We start from the raw sequence: 15866 nt of genomic DNA, 5'->3' as shown, positions 1-15866 counted from the left end.
ATTTAACCGAAGCGGGCGGACAGTCCATCGTGATGATCTTATCTCAACAGATCAAGCGTGGACGCACTCTTCAAGGAGTAGCCGCTGACAATTACAAGAATATAAATGCAATTGGCACGCATGGTGCTTTATAGGTTGCGCGCTGCCCGAATAGCGCAGGAAGTAGAGACATAAGTTGCAGCGAATTCTGTTTCAAACGATCGCCTGACCGGGGGTTATGCTTTCGGTGCAACTGACATTGACGGTCGAACACATTACTTCCGCTCGAAGTATGGCGTCATGTCGCAGGGTTTGGCCCCGCAATACCGGTGCTACGGGGGGAACCGGCGGCACCGGCACGACCACGAAATAGCGCCGGGGGCTAGCTATGCGAGACACGACCAAGCGGCCCACGCAATAGAGATAAGGACCGTTCGGTTGGGTTGTGGCCGACCTGAGCCGAATCATGTCGGCATCGACGACGCTGGTTGCTCGCGAGCACCACCATTGCGCTTTCGAGCCCGTAGTGCGGCGGCAAGCAGTTGAAGCTTCCCAGAAAAAAGACTTATTAAGCGACGAGACCAACGCTATGTCATTCGATGTCATCTCCATTATTGGACTTGGGTATATCGGCTTGCCCACTGCCGCAGCATTTGCCGCACGCCGGAAGAAGGTTGTCGGCGTCGACGTATCGCAAAGCGCGGTCGATACCATCAACAAAGGCGAGATACATATCGTCGAACCTGAACTGGACATGCTGGTTCATGCGGCCGTTACCCAAGGCCATTTGCGCGCGACACTGATCCCTGAACCAGCTGACGCGTTTCTCATTGCCGTCCCGACACCGTTTTGCGACGGCAATAAGCCAGACCTGAGTTACATAGAGGCGGCAAGCCGTTCGATTGCCCCGGTACTTAAGAAGGGAGATATCGTCGTCCTCGAGTCGACCTCGCCGGTGGGCGCGACTGAAAAGATGTCGGCATGGCTCGCTGATTGCCGCCCCGATCTGACGTTTCCACAACATGCTGGCGAGCAGTCCGACATACGAATCGCCCACTGTCCGGAGCGCGTTCTGCCGGGACACGTGATTCGAGAACTCGTGCAGAACGACCGCGTGATCGGCGGCATGACGCGCCGCTGTGGCGAGTTGGCTCGCGATCTATACCAGATCTTTGTTCAAGGGGATTGCATCTTGACAGACGCTCGTACTGCGGAGATGTGCAAGCTGTCCGAAAACGCGTTTCGTGACGTCAACATTGCCTATGCAAATGAACTGTCGATGATCTGCGATCGACTCGACATCAACGTGTGGGAACTCATTCGTCTCGCCAATCGCCATCCGCGTGTGAGCATTCTTCAGCCTGGTCCAGGTGTCGGCGGACATTGCATTGCAGTCGATCCCTGGTTCATCGTCGATTCCGCACCTGACGAGGCGAAACTGATTCGAACCGCGCGCGGAGTGAACGACGGCAAGTCTCACTACGTAATCGAGCAGACGAAACAGCTGGCGGCACGTTTCAAGGCTCCAGTGATTGCCTGTCTCGGTCTTGCATTCAAGGCCAATATCGACGATTTGCGTGAGAGTCCGGCCATAGACATTGTCAATCAACTAGCCGACGAGCGCGTGGCAGACATTGTGGTGGTTGAGCCAAACGTGGCGGTCCTACCAGAGGCGCTGCGTGGGAAGGTTGAGCTAACTAGCCTCACTAGCGCGATCGAAGCGGCCGATATAGTTTTGCTGTTGGTCGATCACCGCGAGTTCAAGGATATCAACAGACGCCGATTGCAGTCGAAGCTTCTCGTCGATACGCGAGGGATCTTCTCGTGACACGGCGAAAATCCACGAGCTTGGGTATTCGACATGTCGGGACCGATGGTCTAGACGACGCAAGATCGGCTGAGGGTATGCAGGCAGTCATTGATACGCGACACACTTACACCTATCGCTGCGTTGTTGCAATGAGAGTCTGCGGTCTGGGGGAGAACGGCCGGGTGAGCTTACCGGGAAATTCGTGATGAGCATTCGCATCCTTCATGTCGGGCCCGGTCGCGGGCAAAGAGGCGGCATTGCGTCGGTCCTCTCGCAGTTGGCAATGCTACGAAGCACGTTCGAACAAGCCGGCGTGTCCACTTCGTTCTTTGAAACGCGCGGGTTCCGAACCGTTGGCGGGATATTGGCGTTTGCCTTCATCGACGTTCCAAGTTTCGTATTCGCTGCCAAAAAAACTGATGTCGTGCATTTCCATGTATCCGAGCGAGGCTCGCTGTACCGGAAATTTGTCCTTTTTCTCGTCGCGGCGGTGTTAAGGAAACGTACGGTTTTTCATTTGCATTCTGGGAATTTCGAGCGCTTCGTTGAGAACGCCGATCCTCTCACGCGCTTCCTATGCAGGTCGTTTCTACAGAGGGTCGATTGTGTAATCGCCGTTTCGACACCTTTGGCTAATTGGCTGCAAAGTCAGCGAGGTACCGATGCGGTCCACGTGGTCGGAAATATGGCCCTCGGCGCCGAACAGCGAGTTTTCACACATCGATCGCAGGCATGCGAGCGGCCATACATTGCTTTTGCCGGACGACTGAGCGAAGCGAAAGGACTGGAAGATCTGTTTCGCGCAGTCGCCGAGCTAACGGGAAAGGGCCGGGATATCCAGGTACGAGTGGCCGGAATGGGTGACGTTGAGTGCTGGAGGCGTATAGCATTTAAGCACGGCATTGCTGACCGCGTGATCTTCGAAGGCTGGCTGGAGGGCGACGCGAAACTTGCGTTTTATCGCGGAGCGAGTCTGTTCTGCATGCCGAGTCATTTCGAGTCTTTCGGCATTGCGACACTGGAGGCGATGTTTTGCAGTTCGCCAGTTGTCGGAACGCGATTAGGCGGGTTCCTCGACCTGGTCGTGGAAGGAGTCAGCGGATATCTGGTCGATGTGCGTGATTCCCGAGCACTGGCGGATGCGATATCGAAGCTACTCGATGATCCTGGGCATGCGCGCAAGATGGGTGTCGCCGGCTTAGCGCGTGCATGTGCCCTTTATCGTTCGACGTCGATTGTGCAGCGGTATGTTCAATGCTATCGCAACGCTCATGTGTTTGGCGCCGGAGAACTAGTATCAACGGCTAAGCACTTGGAGCAAAGCAAATGACGGACCGCCTCGATGCCGACTCGCTGGCTGACATACTGATTGCACAATGTCGCGCGAGCGATTATGCCGGATACGACCCGTTTGATGGCCTCAACAGCTCGTTCTTCAAACAGCTAAAGCTTGGCGCTCTGCCTTTCGCAAAGATTGCGTGGCTGCAGCTTCATAAGCGCAGCCTCTGGAACCTGAGGCCGTTTGTCGGTGTGCCGCGCCGCCGCAATCCGAAAGGAATTGCGCTGATCATTCTGGGACTTATCGAGCGTGAACGACGATTGTGCGACGGATGGAGTATTAAGGAGGCCACCCGACTAGCGGAATGGTTATTGGAGCAACGTTGTGACCGCGAGAAGTGGAAGCACAGTGCCTGGGGATATCACTTTGACTGGGCCGCACGCGCTTTCTTTGTCCGCTCTGGTACGCCCAATGCAATTACTACCTGCTATGTAGCGCGCGCGCTTGCCGCGCTCGGACTTGAGACGGGCGAGCCGCGATTGCTGGAGGCCGCCACGGACGCAGGTCTCTTCGTAGATTCGCTTTTCCGGGCGGACGGAGGATATTACGCCTATATCCCCGGCGAATCCGCGTTCGTGCACAACGCGAACCTTTGGGCCGCTGCGGTCGCTGGAGAAGCTGCAAATCGCTTAGGGGACGACGCGATGATGCATCGGGCGATCAGCGCCGCGCGCCGCACAGTGACGATGCAACGCGCGGACGGTGCATGGCAATATGGTACGCGGGACCACCACTCGTTTGTGGATGGGTTCCATACGGGTTACAACCTGGAAGCGCTATCAGCCCTGCAACGCACTGTGAAGTTCGATGAATTCGATGAAGCGATACGCCGAGGAATGGCTTACTACCGGGACAATTTTTTTCTCCCGGACGGCACAGTCAAATACTACGACAACTCAGTCTGGCCGCTTGATACGCATTCGGTTGCTCAAGCGTTGCTTACGTTGCAAAGCGTTGATTCCGGCGATGATGACCACCTCCTTGCGACCAGGATCTTTGAGCGTGCAGTAGACACGCTCTATATGCCACGCGAATGTCGCTTCATGTACCAGAAAGGGAAACTGACGACAAACCGAATCAACTATCTTCGCTGGACGCAAGCTTGGGCGTTTTACGCGATCGGGGCATACGCTAATCGCGTTCGTTTGAAAGGTGAACTTCAAGAGCAAAGACAACGACGGTTTGAGTACCTACCGGGGATGACACAATGAAACGGATCGAGCTTTTTGGATGTCCGATGGATGTTGCCACAATGCATGAGACCGTCAACATGATTGGCGATCGAATTGAACGCAAACAATTTACTCAGCATGTGGTGGTTAACGTCGCGAAACTTGTTGGCATGCAGACCGACCCAGTACTCGACGCGTCGGTCCGGGCGTGTGACATCATCAACATTGACGGGATGGGCGTAGTTTGGGGCGCGCGATTATTAGGCCATTCTGTGCCGGAGCGAGTTGCGGGAGTGGATCTCTTTGAACGACTTTTGCAGATGGCCGCGACGCGCGGTCTGCCCGTGTTCTTCCTGGGCGCGATGGAAGCGATCGTGGCAAGGACGGCATCATTGACAGCGGCACGGTACCCGGGCCTGCAGGTCGTTGGTTTTCATCACGGATACTTCTGGGACAACGAGGAGAAGGTGGTTGAGCAAATTCGACGATCCGGCGCAAGACTTCTTTTTGTCGCCATTACTTCGCCGAAGAAGGAAAGCTTTATTAATCGCTGGCAGGATCGTCTCGGTGTCGACTTTGTAATGGGAGTCGGCGGGACTTTCGACGTCGTCGCTGGAAAAGTACGTCGAGCCCCGCAGTGGATGCAGCGCAACGGGCTGGAATGGGCCTTTCGGGTTGCGCAGGAACCGAGACGCATGTGGAAGCGATATTTAATTACGAATAACCGGTTTGCCGTCATGCTGCTACGAGCACGTATTGCTTCGGCAATTCAAGGTGCAGCAGGCCATCCGAACGAATAGGCCTGCGCCGCGGGTGATAGATAGTGGGTCACCGGCGAACTCTGGTCGACAAATGTGCCGGCCTTTCGCGGTGACGGTGTTGGCCGAACTCGGGCCGTCCGAGGCGCGGCCGCTCGCTGCCGCCGTGTCAGCGACGTTTCAAGCTATACAAAGCTTCCGCAGACCGTCAACGCTCTTCGGCATTGCCCAACCCCCGCGTCCTCTCTTTTAATGTCTCAGTCGACGTCGCCCCCAGCCAACTTGGAATCTGGTTGGATGGAGCCCAAAGACACTTGCAGTGACGCAACGATGAGATTCTTGATGGCTTGAAAGTCGATTCTGTTCCTAGCCACCCGCTGGGTCGTTTGGCTCGCCGCAGCCGTTCGAGACAACGCGCCTCCTATGCCGTCAAGACGTAACGTCGTTGCCGTGTTACGTGACTCTCGACGTAACGCTCTTTCCACACAGCGCCGCACAGTTCGTTTTCTACGCCGAAATGTGCCGTACACACGGGAAACGGCGCCGCCGGAGCGGTGAACCCTCTTTAACGACCATAGAAAACGACTCTTTTTATGATTGGCATGATAGCTGCTTATAGAGGGTCGCTGACACGAATTCACTAATGGTAGGGAAGACAGAAGTATTCTCGTCTTCGCGGTTTCGGGAAGCGGCTACCACATAGTCTTCTTCACGTACCACGCGAGTGTCTCGGCGAAGGTGATTCGGTTCGATTTTCAGTTCGATCTTCGAATGAAGCGCGTGCGGGTTGGGCCAGCTCGCACGGTGTTAGGTTAAAGGAGGCTTCAGCCCGTTTCCGAAATGTCCGGATGGTCGGGCGTTGCGGAAAATTGATTCGCGCGTAAATTGCGCCGAATTCGATATTTCCGGCTTCAAGCCATGTTAATAAATTGGATCGCAGGTCTGAGAACGATCGCAGATCCAGCGATGCCGGGGTCATCATGATCGGAATCCGATCAATTGTTGCACGTATTCTGGACGGACTAGTAGTGGTTATCGGTGCGATCGTGGCGTCGGACGTCCGCCTTGACAGCAACGCGCTCGAGCGGCCCGATTTCATACTCGTGTCGTTTGTCACCATGCTTACGCTTGTAGCATTTCCAGCATTCCAGATTTACGTGTCGTGGCGCGGGCGGTCGTCGATCGCGATGATCAGCCAAGTGTGCTTTGCATGGATTTCCGTTCAGGCCGCAAGCCTCGTGTTGTTGTTCATGATGCATCGGACAGACCACGTGTCGCGGTTGTGGTTCGCATACTGGACCAGCCTCACCGGCATCGGTTTGATCGGCATTCGTACGATCGCTTACCTGTTGCTTGGGCGTGTTCGCCACGCAGGGCTTAATCTGCGCAAGGTCGCTGTGGTTGGCAATGGCGAGCATGCCCGCTATGTCATCGACCAACTCGCCCAGTCGCCAGCGAGCGGATTCCGGGCCGTCGCGCTTTACACGCCCGAGCAATGTGTTGTGTCATCTGCCGTATCGACGTTTGCGGACGTTGATGCATTCGCTACGTTTGTTCGAGCGGAAGACATCTCAGAACTTTGGCTAGCGTTGCCGTTAGCGGAAGCGCTCACGATTCAGGCTGTCCTCAAAACGTTTGGTGACGATCTCGTCAATATCCGCTTGATGCCGGACATGGGAAGTATCGGGCTCATCGGCGGCGCCGTAACAGTTCTTATCGGCCTGCCGACCATCAATCTGATGGCGTCGCCTTTGTCGAATGCAGCAATGCTGAAGAAGGCGCTATTCGATCGGCTATTTTCTGCGTTCGTCCTCACCGTGCTTGCGCCGGTACTAGTCGTCATTGCCATCATGGTGAAACTATCATCGCCAGGCCCCGTAATCTTCACCCAGCTCCGAAAAGGCGCGGACGGGCGCGTCTTCCGCATCTACAAATTCAGGACTATGCGGCTACACGACGAGCAGGCAGGCGCGCTACGCCAGGCTACGCGCGGTGACGCTCGCATCACACGGGTGGGTCTGTTCCTGCGACGCATGAGCCTCGATGAGTTGCCGCAGTTCTTTAATGTCTTGAGAGGCGACATGTCCGTCGTCGGCCCTCGACCGCACGCGATCGAGCACGACAATCACTATAAGCCGCTTGTCGACGGATATATCCACCGATACCGCATCAAACCAGGAATTACTGGCTGGGCGCAAATCAATGGCTTTCGTGGCGAAACAGATCATATCGACAAGATGATCGGACGAGTGCAGCACGATCTCTTCTACCTGCGAAACTGGTCGTTCTGGCTCGACATGCGGATCGTTGCTGCGACCGTCGTCAAAAGTTTCGTTCATCCGAACGCCTATTGAACCAGTGGGGCTAGTTGTCGAAGTCGGCTCACTTGCACGCGTTGGATTCCTGTCGTGCACGTATGCAGATCGAAGTAGACGAGTGGCGTCCGCCAAATCGAAGATCGCTATAAGAAGAAAAGCGGCACTGTAGCGGACATTTGCTTGATGTTCACACGTAATCAAAAATAATGAGAAATTCAAAAACCTATCTTCCCGATTTCGCCGCGTCAGGCCTACGCGGCAGTCGAGTGATTGCATTTGTCCTTGGGATCGGTGTAGTCCTGTCCGGATGCACAGTCGCTCCGGGGATGCGAATGAGCGAGCCAGCAACCCTCGCGACATCGGATAACACGTCGATGCAGGTGCCGATTGCGGAGATCAATGCGACGCTGATTCAACAACTAAAGATGTCTTCTGCGGCGATTGACTCAGAGGAGATCAAAGGGCTATCGGACAAGCCGTCGCCGTACACGTTCGGCACAGGGGACGTACTGCAGATTGTTGTTTGGGATCATCCTGAGCTTGCAGACGCGCAAGGTCCGCAGCAGCAGTCGAATGGCCGCCCCTACGATCCGCCGCAAGGCTTTGTGATCGATCATAACGGCAACATCCAGATTCCATATGCGGGCGATGCACATGTTGCCGGGTTGACTATGGATGAAGCGCGCTCGGTTGTAACCAGTGCATTGTCTCGATTCTTTATCAAGCCGAAGGTCTCCGTACGGGTAACGTCATTTCGCGCCAAGGAGATTTTTGTTGATGGCGAGGTCCGTGCCCCTGGCACTGTGCCCATCAATGACATTCCGATGACGCTGTTCGAAGCAGTTAGCCGCGCCGGCGGATTTGCGCCGACTGCGGATCAGAGTCATCTAATTCTTGTACGAAAAGGCGTGTCGCATTCGCTTGATGTTCCAGGCATGCTGGCCCGCAATGTCAATCCCGCTAGCATCTTGCTCCAGGACGGTGACCTGCTGCGCGTTGTGTCGCGTGAGGAGAGCGGCGTCTACGTGATGGGTGAGGTCAACAAGCCGATGACGGCGTTACCGCTGCGTACCGGCAAATTGAGTTTGAGCGAGGCGCTTTCACAAGCCGGTAGCCTTAATAGCGGCAGTGCGGATGCCGCGCAGCTTTACGTGATCCGTGGCGCGCAAAGTAGCGAACCCAGAGTGTTCCATCTGGATGCACGTTCTCCAGTGTCGATGGTACTGGCCAATCAGTTTGAATTGTTGCCTAAGGATGTCGTCTATGTGGACGGTAACGGCCTCGTTCGTTTCAGCCGCGTATTGAACCTCCTGCTACCTGCGATCAATGCCAGCCTTACCGCGGCGGTTGTGACGAAATGATCCGGCGCCTTCTCGTGGTTTGTCAGGGCAATTTATGCCGGAGTCCGATGGCGCAGGGTTTGTTTCAGCGGCTGTTGCCTGATATCTCGGTTTCATCGGCGGGCTTAGCTGCCAGACAAGGCATGACGATCGATCCGGTGGCCGGGCGCATGCTCGAGTTACGTGGGATCGACATGTCGTCACACCGCGCCGTGCGGCTCGATGAAGGTATTTGTCGCTCGGCCGACTTAATCCTTGTCATGGAGCTCGAGCAGCGCAGGGCTATTGAACGCTTTTATCCGGTCGCACGAGGACGTATCTATCGCGTCGCGGAAGTATTTCCGTCTGATGTGAAGGATCCGTACCAGCGTTCGCAGCGCAATTACGACTACGCAATGACGCTGATTGAGCATAGTGTCAATGATTGGGTCGAACGCATCTGCCAATTAGCCGAGAGCAACCAGCGCTAAGCGAGCGCGTCTCGCTTCAAAAGGATATCTGAAGTCGACATGAACTCTTCCAAATCGAATTCTCAAAACTTTCGCGACTCGGATGAAATCGATGTTCGCGGAATCGTTGACATGATCGTCAAGAACGTCAGGCTCATCGTCGTGGTGACGGGCGTCTTTTTCGTGCTTGGCACGTTGTACGCGATCGTTGCGGCACCTGTTTATGGCGTAGACGTCGTCGTCCAAGTTGAAAGCAGCGGCGCCGATATGATGGGAGGGGCAGAAGGAGGTCTGGTTGGCGGCCTGAGCACTCTGTTCGACGTGAAGTCGACCGATGACGGCGAAATGGAGATTCTTCAATCACGCCTTGTCACAGAGTCTGTCGTCAAAGACAAGCGTCTTTATATTGATGCACATCCTAGGTATTTCCCGCTTATCGGGAGCGTAGTTGCTCGTCACAATAAGAAGCTGTCGACCCCTGGACTGCTCGGCATCGGTGGTTTTGTTTGGGGACGTGAAAGCATCACGGTATCCTCATTCGACGTGCCGCGAGACTTCTGGGAAGACCGGTTCGTTATCACGACTCTTCCAGATGGACGCTATCGGTTGTCAGGAGATGACATCGATAACGATGCTACCGGACAAGTCAGCGTGCCGTTGCGCGTGCAAACTGCGTCAGGCAACGTAAATCTGGTTGTCGATCACATCGAGGGGCGTCCAAATGCACAATTCATTGTCCGGCGTTTCTCCGCGCAAAAGATGCTCACGCAGCTTCAGAAAGATCTGGTGGTTACTGAGAAGGGTAAAGACCAGTCAGGAGTGATTGGCGTGAAATACGAGAGCATCGACCCCGTTCTTGGCGCAGGAGTGGTCAACGAAATAGCTGATAATTATGTGCGTCAGAACGCCGACAGAAAAGCCGCCACAGCAGAAAAATCTCTGCAATTTCTGACCGCTCAATTGCCACAAGTCGAAGGGCAATTGAGGGTTGTGGAGGATCGACTGAATGGATATCAGAACAAACACCAGATCGTCGATTTGAGCGAACAGGCAAGTGCAATGCTTGGCCAGGCAGTGAGCGCACAGACTGCACTCTTCGAATTGGAGCAGAAGCGAAAAGCACTTGGATCGGTATTGACCACCGAGCATCCCCAACTTGCTTCGCTGGACCAGCAAATCGCTGCCGCGAGACTCAATATCTCTTCATTCGAGAGCGCGATCTCGCGCTTGCCAGATGCGCAACAGAATGTCGTGAGACTTCGACGCGACGTCACCGTTCAGACGGCGATCTATGTTGGACTTCTGAACAGCATTCAGCAACTGCGGCTCGCAACGGCCAGTAAGATCGGCAACGTGCGCGTGATTGACCACGCGGTTGTTCCGGACGAGCCCGTGCGGCCAAAGGTTGCCTTGATCGTGGTGCTGGCAACGATCATCGGGTCGCTGGTCGGGATATGCGTGGCAATTGCCAGAGCCGTGCTGCACGGTGCTGTCACGGATCCGTCGGAGATCGAGCGGGACACCGATCTCGAGGTGATTGCAACGGTCCCGAGGAGTCCGGCCCAGAAGAAATTGGCGGTCGTGGGAGCCGCTCAAGCGCGCTCCATTCTTTCTCTTGCACGCCCGCACGAGCCTGCCGTAGAGGCGCTGCGCAGTCTGTGTACCGCAATGCAGTTCCTCCTACTTGATAAGCCGAAGAACAATCTCGTACTTATCACTGGGCCGTCTAGCGATATCGGGAAATCCTTCACCTCGGCTAACGTTGCGACACTTCTCGGCCAACTGAATAAGCGCGTGCTGTTGATCGACGGTGACTTGCGGCGCGGTCATCTGGCTAAGGAATTTGGCGTTCGCTCGCAAAATGGCCTTGCGAACGTGCTGCGTGGCGAGGTTCAGGTGAAAGACGCCATCGTTCGGGATGTTTCTGCGCACGTCGATTTTCTTCCCGCCGGTCCGCGGGTGGGGCAGCCGGTTGAACTGTTCCAATCGAACAACCTGTCGAGCTTGCTGTCGGATGTTTCGCACCATTACGATCTGGTGCTGATCGACGCGCCTCCTCTTTTGCCCGTGACCGATGCAACAGTGTTTGCGGCATTTGCAGGGACGATTTTGCTGCTGGCGCGTTCTGGTGTCACGAGTCTCGGCGAGATTCGAGAGTCGGCGAAGCGTATTGGTCGGGTTGGAGCAAAGGTCTCGGGCGTCGTTTTCAACTGTTTCAGTCCTGGATTGAGATCCGCTCAATACGGCAATTACGGTGCTTACGCATATGAAGGCGCGGATACCGCAAAGCGCCTCAAGCACGAGTGACGGTGATAATGGAAAAGGCGACATTACCGCCAGCGCAAGATTCTGAGCACGATCGCATCCCTCGCGGTCGCGGATCGGTACGCGTGGCGGCCGGACTCGGCCGAAACTTTGCGGCGATGCTGGCGTGGCAGGTCGGAAATTACCTCGTGCCTCTTGCCACGTTTCCATATCTGACACGCATTCTCGGGCCGTCGCAGTTCGGCGTTGTGAGCTATGTGATCGCGATAACGGTGTATGGCACGGTGTGCACCGAGTGGGGATTCAATCTAAGCGGGCCCCGCATGGTCTCGAAGTGCCGTCAGGACCGGGCCAGGCTGAATGAACTGATCTGGTCGATCATCGGAGCTAAGGCGAGCTTGTGTGTCATTTCGTCCACCGCTCTGTTCGCGGTTGTTCGTTTTGATCACCACATACAGGAGTTGGGAGCCGCGGTCTGGATCGGCTGGCTGAGCGTCCTGGCAAACGTATTTACTCTTAACTGGCTCCTTCAAGGTCTCGAACGCTTTTCGCTGTTCGCGACGATCGCGCTCGTCGGGCGGTTTGCGACGCTTCCATTGACCTTCTGTGTGGTCACTTCGCCGATTGACGTCAACGCAGCCGTAGCCGTCCAGTCGGCGGCATCCTTGATCGTCGCAGTGGGTTCAATGTCTGTCGCTTACCAGCAAGGCCTACTCGCGGCTCCGCTATTTTCCTGGCGCACCATTCGCACGCAGCTGGTTGAAAGTACGGATATGTTTATTTCGGCGGCGTCGGTCAGCTTGTTCAGCGCAACCAATGCGGTCATTCTTGGCGGTATTTCTGGGCCGTATCAGGTCGGTCTATACGCGGCGGCTGACAAGCTGAAGACCGTGGGAAACATGGTGCCGGCTCAGATCAATACTGTGCTCTACCCCCGTGTCGCTGCGTTTTTTTCCCAGCAAACAGTGGAAGGGGTGAGGATGGCTGCAATGCTGACGGCCGTGGGCCTTCTCGCGACCGCGGCGACAACGTGTATTGGTTTGATCGTGTGCTTGTCGCTGTCAGACGTTCTCACCCGTATTGCACTCGGCCAAAATTTCGTGGGGGCGGCGCCGATCGTCGACTTGCTTTGCTTGTCGACGATCTTCGGCAATCTGGCCTATTTTCTTGGTTTGCAAGTGCTTGTGCCATTCAATGGATCTGCACGGCGCGCGCGCGCGATGCTCGGAGCAGGCGGGTTCAATATTCTGTTGGCGTTCCTACTTGCGCCACGATTCGGTGCGTACGGCGCAGCAGTGGCGTATCTGGCGGCGGAGGTCGCATTGCTTGGCGTATATGTGATGTGGATTGTTCGCTCCACGGAAATGCGCGCTCACTTTATGCAGCTAAAGACATCCTGAGACTGACCATGTTTGACATTTACGTAATTTCACTTCCGGGATCACCGCGCCGCGCTTCGATTGAGAAAGTACTGGCAGATCGTGGGGTGGAATGTCAATTCGAAAACGCGTTCGATGCGCGGAGCCTTGACGGTGATGCGTTTGCTGAGCTTTGCGATCCGATAGAAGCAACGATGCGCTACGGGCGTCCACTCAGTCGCGGCGAAGTGGGATGTTTCTACAGCCATCGATCGCTGTGGCCGAAGATCGCGCGATCCGGGCGTGCGGCAATCATATTGGAAGATGATGCGATGCTGGACGACGCTTTTTTTGAATCAGTGTTGCACACATCGGAGAGTGCTTTATCGGTACGTGCCGACGTTGTTCTGCTCGGACGCTCCAAGCTAGCGCGTCGGCACGCGAAGGTAACCTATGTGTACGAGCCGCTGATGCGCGCGAGCCGTGTCGGCAGGTTATGGATTGGCGTACCGTTCAAACAATGGACGAGCGGTTCGGTCGGCTACTGGATCAGTGCCGGTGGTGCTCGCAAGGCGCTTGATCATGCATGTGGACGAATTGGGAGGCTTCTCGATGACTGGCCATGGCATCGCGACCATGGCGGTTTGCGTATTGCCGAGTTGCGGCCATACGTCGTTTGGGAAGCATTTGAGACGATGCCGAGCTCAATTTCATCAAGTCGGGATGTGCTATCAAAGCGCCGGTCTTTCGCCTATGAGATGGCGCTTAAGCCTCTAAGAGTCATACGTACGGGTGGTCGATGGCTAGTGGTGGCGTTGCTCGTGGCAACGGCTTCCCGCGAGAAGATGTATCCGCACCATGAATAGCCGCTATTTGCCATACGGGGCGGGTCCGGCCGCAGGTTTTCCGGAGTCGAACACGCGGGTCGCCACGACGCTCGCGTGGACAGTTCTGGTCATTGGTTTGGGGCTTTTTCCGATTGGGGATTTTCTGTCTGTCTATGCAGCAAGGGGCGTGCCGTCTCACGCCGCTGATGCGCGAGTATCGCTATTGTTGAGAGGCGTGACTATTGTCGGTCTTATTGCTTCGCTGACGTATGGGTTTCGATTAACTCAAACTGGACTGTGGCGAGCGATCGCATTTGCATTTGTGCTATGTGCGACGCTCGGTTCCTATGTGTTCGGAGTGTTAACAAGGCACGAGCTTCAGGAACAGGTGATATTTGTACTGAAGGTGTTCAGTTTTTTTGTCTATCCTGCTGCGATGAGCATGCTAAGCGATCGGCGCCTGAAGCAAATCGAGTCGGTTGCATTCATATCGCTAATGGTTTATGGCGTTTCGATAGTGATGGGCGCTGCGCTATCAATTGACATGTTTCTCAGCTACCAGGCAGACACTCACATTCGATCCGGATATAAAGGCATTATTTACGCGCAAAACGAAGCGGCGGCTCTCGTTGTTGTGGCCATTGGGTTCGGCTACCTTCACGCGCTGCTGCGCGGTTGGTCGTGGCGCTCTGTCCTGCTGATCGGATGCATGCTGGCCGCGGCCGCTCTGACCGGCACGAAGGGTGCAATCCTCGGAGCGCTTGCTGGGACGTGCGCGTATTTCTACTCACGCCACAACGCAGTCAAGGCAACGTTTTACACGAGCCTGATTCTGCTGGCTCTGACAACAATGGCTGCGTCTGCTTACCTCTTCATACCGAAGGTCAATGCGGCTGTTGATCTAAGTTTGCGTTATTTTCAGCACCAGGGTGGGCGAATCGGCGACGATAAGATTGTGACGCTTCTGCTGTCGGGACGAAACTTAAAGTTCGCCAACGTTTGGGCCGAGGTTCAGAAGGATAACTTCATTGCGTTATTAACTGGCGGGCATCCCGTCGTTCGATACATGGTGGAGATCGACATTCCAGATCTGATACTCGCCTTTGGCTTTCCCATTTTTATAATCTATTTTGTCGCGTTGGCACGGACCTTTGCTTGCGGCGGTTCAGACCGCAAAGCTAGTCGGTTTGGCCGGATATTTTTCTGGATCGTTGTTGCAATGGCGTCGTCGGCAGGTCACGTCTTCGTGTCGGCTGTCGTCGCTCCATACCTCGCGTTGGTTGCGGTTATGTCTCAGCGAAAAAGAGATATATGAATAGGAAGCCGTCCTTGTTCAGAGCGTTGGTGTCGATGCTTGGACTAATCTTTACGCTTTCGCCGGCAGAGGCAGTCGGTCCGTCAGGCCAGGCAGTCCCAAGCAGCAGTACTTATCTTGCGGCTTACTCAATTGTTTCAGGAATTGGATTTGGAGGTTTGCTAATTCAAGCAGGCCAAGCGACCGACGTGGCGTTGGCTAACGACCCCGCTGCCCCGGGCCGGCATGTCATTCGCGTACAAATCCACAAGAACAACGATTTTTTGAAGGTGGCCAACGGCGCACCGCGCAGTGAGTTCACGTTGCCCCGAAATGTTTACATGAGCCCGGGCCAAGAATATCTGATCCGCTGGCAGACATATCTCCCGCGTGATTTCGCATTTGATCGGCAGCAAATGGAAATCATCACGCAGATCCATCAGAGTGAATCAAGCGGGCCGCCGCCGTTCATGCTGACGGTGCTCGGTGAGGACTACACGTTTTCCGTGCGCGGGGGGTTAAATACAGAGCACGGGTCAGGTGGCCGCGTTTGTTGTGCGCGCAGCGATCTCGGCAGGTGGGTTAATTGGACGTTACAGTATGCGCCAGACGCCAGCGGGCGGGAGGCGGTGACGCGCCTCTGGAAAAGCGGGAAGCTTGTGCTCGACGGAAACGGCATGGCGAATGCATATCTTGGCGACCGACGCGCATATCTGAAGTTCGGAATATACAAACCCGGTTGGTTAAAGCAGCTTTCAGACGTCGATGCACTGGAACTCTATTTTGGTGACATGTCCGTTTTCGCGAGGACGGTTCACCGCTAGATGCACAGAGTTGTGCGTGCGCGTATCGCAGTTACTGCGGTATGATACTGATGTACTGCATCGCGCTTAGATGAGCGTATTGCAGGTATGGACAATGCCGCGGACGCCGCTGATTCGCAGTCAACGGGAATGG

Annotated in this window: 12 protein-coding genes; all 12 read left to right on the top strand. The window is 55.4% G+C overall.

What is annotated here, in order from left to right; genetic code table 11:
• Positions 1 to 568 precede the first annotated feature (568 nt).
• The 12 genes from wecC (at position 569) to B0G71_RS29765 (ending at position 15733) form a co-directional block, all read left to right on the top strand.
• Positions 569 to 1807: a UDP-N-acetyl-D-mannosamine dehydrogenase gene (gene wecC, locus B0G71_RS29820; protein WP_116149000.1), complete on the top strand. Its 1239-nt coding sequence runs from the start codon at positions 569 to 571 to the stop codon at positions 1805 to 1807.
• Positions 1808 to 1994: 187 nt separating this feature from the next.
• Positions 1995 to 3119: a glycosyltransferase family 4 protein gene (locus B0G71_RS29815; protein ID WP_116146294.1), complete on the top strand. Its 1125-nt coding sequence runs from the start codon at positions 1995 to 1997 to the stop codon at positions 3117 to 3119.
• Positions 3116 to 4339: an aspartate-semialdehyde dehydrogenase gene (locus B0G71_RS29810; RefSeq protein WP_116146292.1), complete on the top strand. Its 1224-nt coding sequence runs from the start codon at positions 3116 to 3118 to the stop codon at positions 4337 to 4339. Before B0G71_RS29815 ends, B0G71_RS29810 begins: the two co-directional genes overlap by 4 nt.
• Complete coding sequence (locus B0G71_RS29805; RefSeq protein ID WP_116146290.1) at positions 4336 to 5100, top strand: WecB/TagA/CpsF family glycosyltransferase; 765 nt, start codon at positions 4336 to 4338, stop codon at positions 5098 to 5100. The genes B0G71_RS29810 and B0G71_RS29805 overlap by 4 nt, the downstream gene beginning before the upstream one ends.
• A 938-nt stretch (positions 5101 to 6038) precedes the next feature.
• The gene (locus B0G71_RS29800; RefSeq protein WP_116146289.1) at positions 6039 to 7412 is read left to right on the top strand and encodes an undecaprenyl-phosphate glucose phosphotransferase; all 1374 of its coding nucleotides are present in this window, start codon (positions 6039 to 6041) and stop codon (positions 7410 to 7412) included.
• Between the two features lie 296 nt (positions 7413 to 7708).
• Positions 7709 to 8737, top strand: coding sequence for a polysaccharide biosynthesis/export family protein (locus tag B0G71_RS29795; RefSeq protein WP_116146287.1), 1029 nt, complete (start codon positions 7709 to 7711; stop codon positions 8735 to 8737).
• Entirely contained in the window at positions 8734 to 9186 is a 453-nt protein-coding gene (locus B0G71_RS29790) for a low molecular weight protein-tyrosine-phosphatase (RefSeq protein WP_116146286.1), read from the top strand. Before B0G71_RS29795 ends, B0G71_RS29790 begins: the two co-directional genes overlap by 4 nt.
• 39 nt (positions 9187 to 9225) lie before the next feature.
• Positions 9226 to 11472: a polysaccharide biosynthesis tyrosine autokinase gene (locus tag B0G71_RS29785; protein ID WP_116146284.1), complete on the top strand. Its 2247-nt coding sequence runs from the start codon at positions 9226 to 9228 to the stop codon at positions 11470 to 11472.
• Between the two features lie 8 nt (positions 11473 to 11480).
• A complete protein-coding gene (locus tag B0G71_RS29780) occupies positions 11481 to 12830 on the top strand; it encodes a flippase (protein ID WP_116146282.1) in 1350 nt (449 codons plus the stop codon).
• Between the two features lie 8 nt (positions 12831 to 12838).
• A complete protein-coding gene (locus B0G71_RS29775) occupies positions 12839 to 13654 on the top strand; it encodes a glycosyltransferase family 25 protein (protein ID WP_116146281.1) in 816 nt (271 codons plus the stop codon).
• On the top strand, positions 13647 to 14930 hold the full coding sequence (locus B0G71_RS29770; RefSeq protein WP_116146279.1) for a hypothetical protein: 1284 nt from the start codon (positions 13647 to 13649) through the stop codon (positions 14928 to 14930). The genes B0G71_RS29775 and B0G71_RS29770 overlap by 8 nt, the downstream gene beginning before the upstream one ends.
• Positions 14927 to 15733, top strand: coding sequence for a heparin lyase I family protein (locus tag B0G71_RS29765; RefSeq protein WP_116146277.1), 807 nt, complete (start codon positions 14927 to 14929; stop codon positions 15731 to 15733). Before B0G71_RS29770 ends, B0G71_RS29765 begins: the two co-directional genes overlap by 4 nt.
• The last annotated feature ends 133 nt before the right edge of the window (positions 15734 to 15866 follow it).

The sequence above is a fragment of the Paraburkholderia sp. BL27I4N3 genome (genome assembly GCF_003386115.1).
Classification (GTDB): domain Bacteria; phylum Pseudomonadota; class Gammaproteobacteria; order Burkholderiales; family Burkholderiaceae; genus Paraburkholderia.
This window is presented reverse-complemented; position numbering and strand designations above follow the sequence as displayed.

What these genes read in the sequence shown, in the direction of transcription:
- wecC (WP_116149000.1), top strand. Translation starts at nt 569, where the DNA reads ATGTCATTCGATGTCATCTCCATTATTGGACTTGGGTATATCGGCTTG.
- B0G71_RS29815 (WP_116146294.1), top strand. Translation starts at nt 1,995, where the DNA reads ATGAGCATTCGCATCCTTCATGTCGGGCCCGGTCGCGGGCAAAGAGGC.
- B0G71_RS29810 (WP_116146292.1), top strand. Translation starts at nt 3,116, where the DNA reads ATGACGGACCGCCTCGATGCCGACTCGCTGGCTGACATACTGATTGCA.
- B0G71_RS29805 (WP_116146290.1), top strand. Translation starts at nt 4,336, where the DNA reads ATGAAACGGATCGAGCTTTTTGGATGTCCGATGGATGTTGCCACAATG.
- B0G71_RS29800 (WP_116146289.1), top strand. Translation starts at nt 6,039, where the DNA reads ATGATCGGAATCCGATCAATTGTTGCACGTATTCTGGACGGACTAGTA.
- B0G71_RS29795 (WP_116146287.1), top strand. Translation starts at nt 7,709, where the DNA reads ATGAGCGAGCCAGCAACCCTCGCGACATCGGATAACACGTCGATGCAG.
- B0G71_RS29790 (WP_116146286.1), top strand. Translation starts at nt 8,734, where the DNA reads ATGATCCGGCGCCTTCTCGTGGTTTGTCAGGGCAATTTATGCCGGAGT.
- B0G71_RS29785 (WP_116146284.1), top strand. Translation starts at nt 9,226, where the DNA reads ATGAACTCTTCCAAATCGAATTCTCAAAACTTTCGCGACTCGGATGAA.
- B0G71_RS29780 (WP_116146282.1), top strand. Translation starts at nt 11,481, where the DNA reads ATGGAAAAGGCGACATTACCGCCAGCGCAAGATTCTGAGCACGATCGC.
- B0G71_RS29775 (WP_116146281.1), top strand. Translation starts at nt 12,839, where the DNA reads ATGTTTGACATTTACGTAATTTCACTTCCGGGATCACCGCGCCGCGCT.
- B0G71_RS29770 (WP_116146279.1), top strand. Translation starts at nt 13,647, where the DNA reads ATGAATAGCCGCTATTTGCCATACGGGGCGGGTCCGGCCGCAGGTTTT.
- B0G71_RS29765 (WP_116146277.1), top strand. Translation starts at nt 14,927, where the DNA reads ATGAATAGGAAGCCGTCCTTGTTCAGAGCGTTGGTGTCGATGCTTGGA.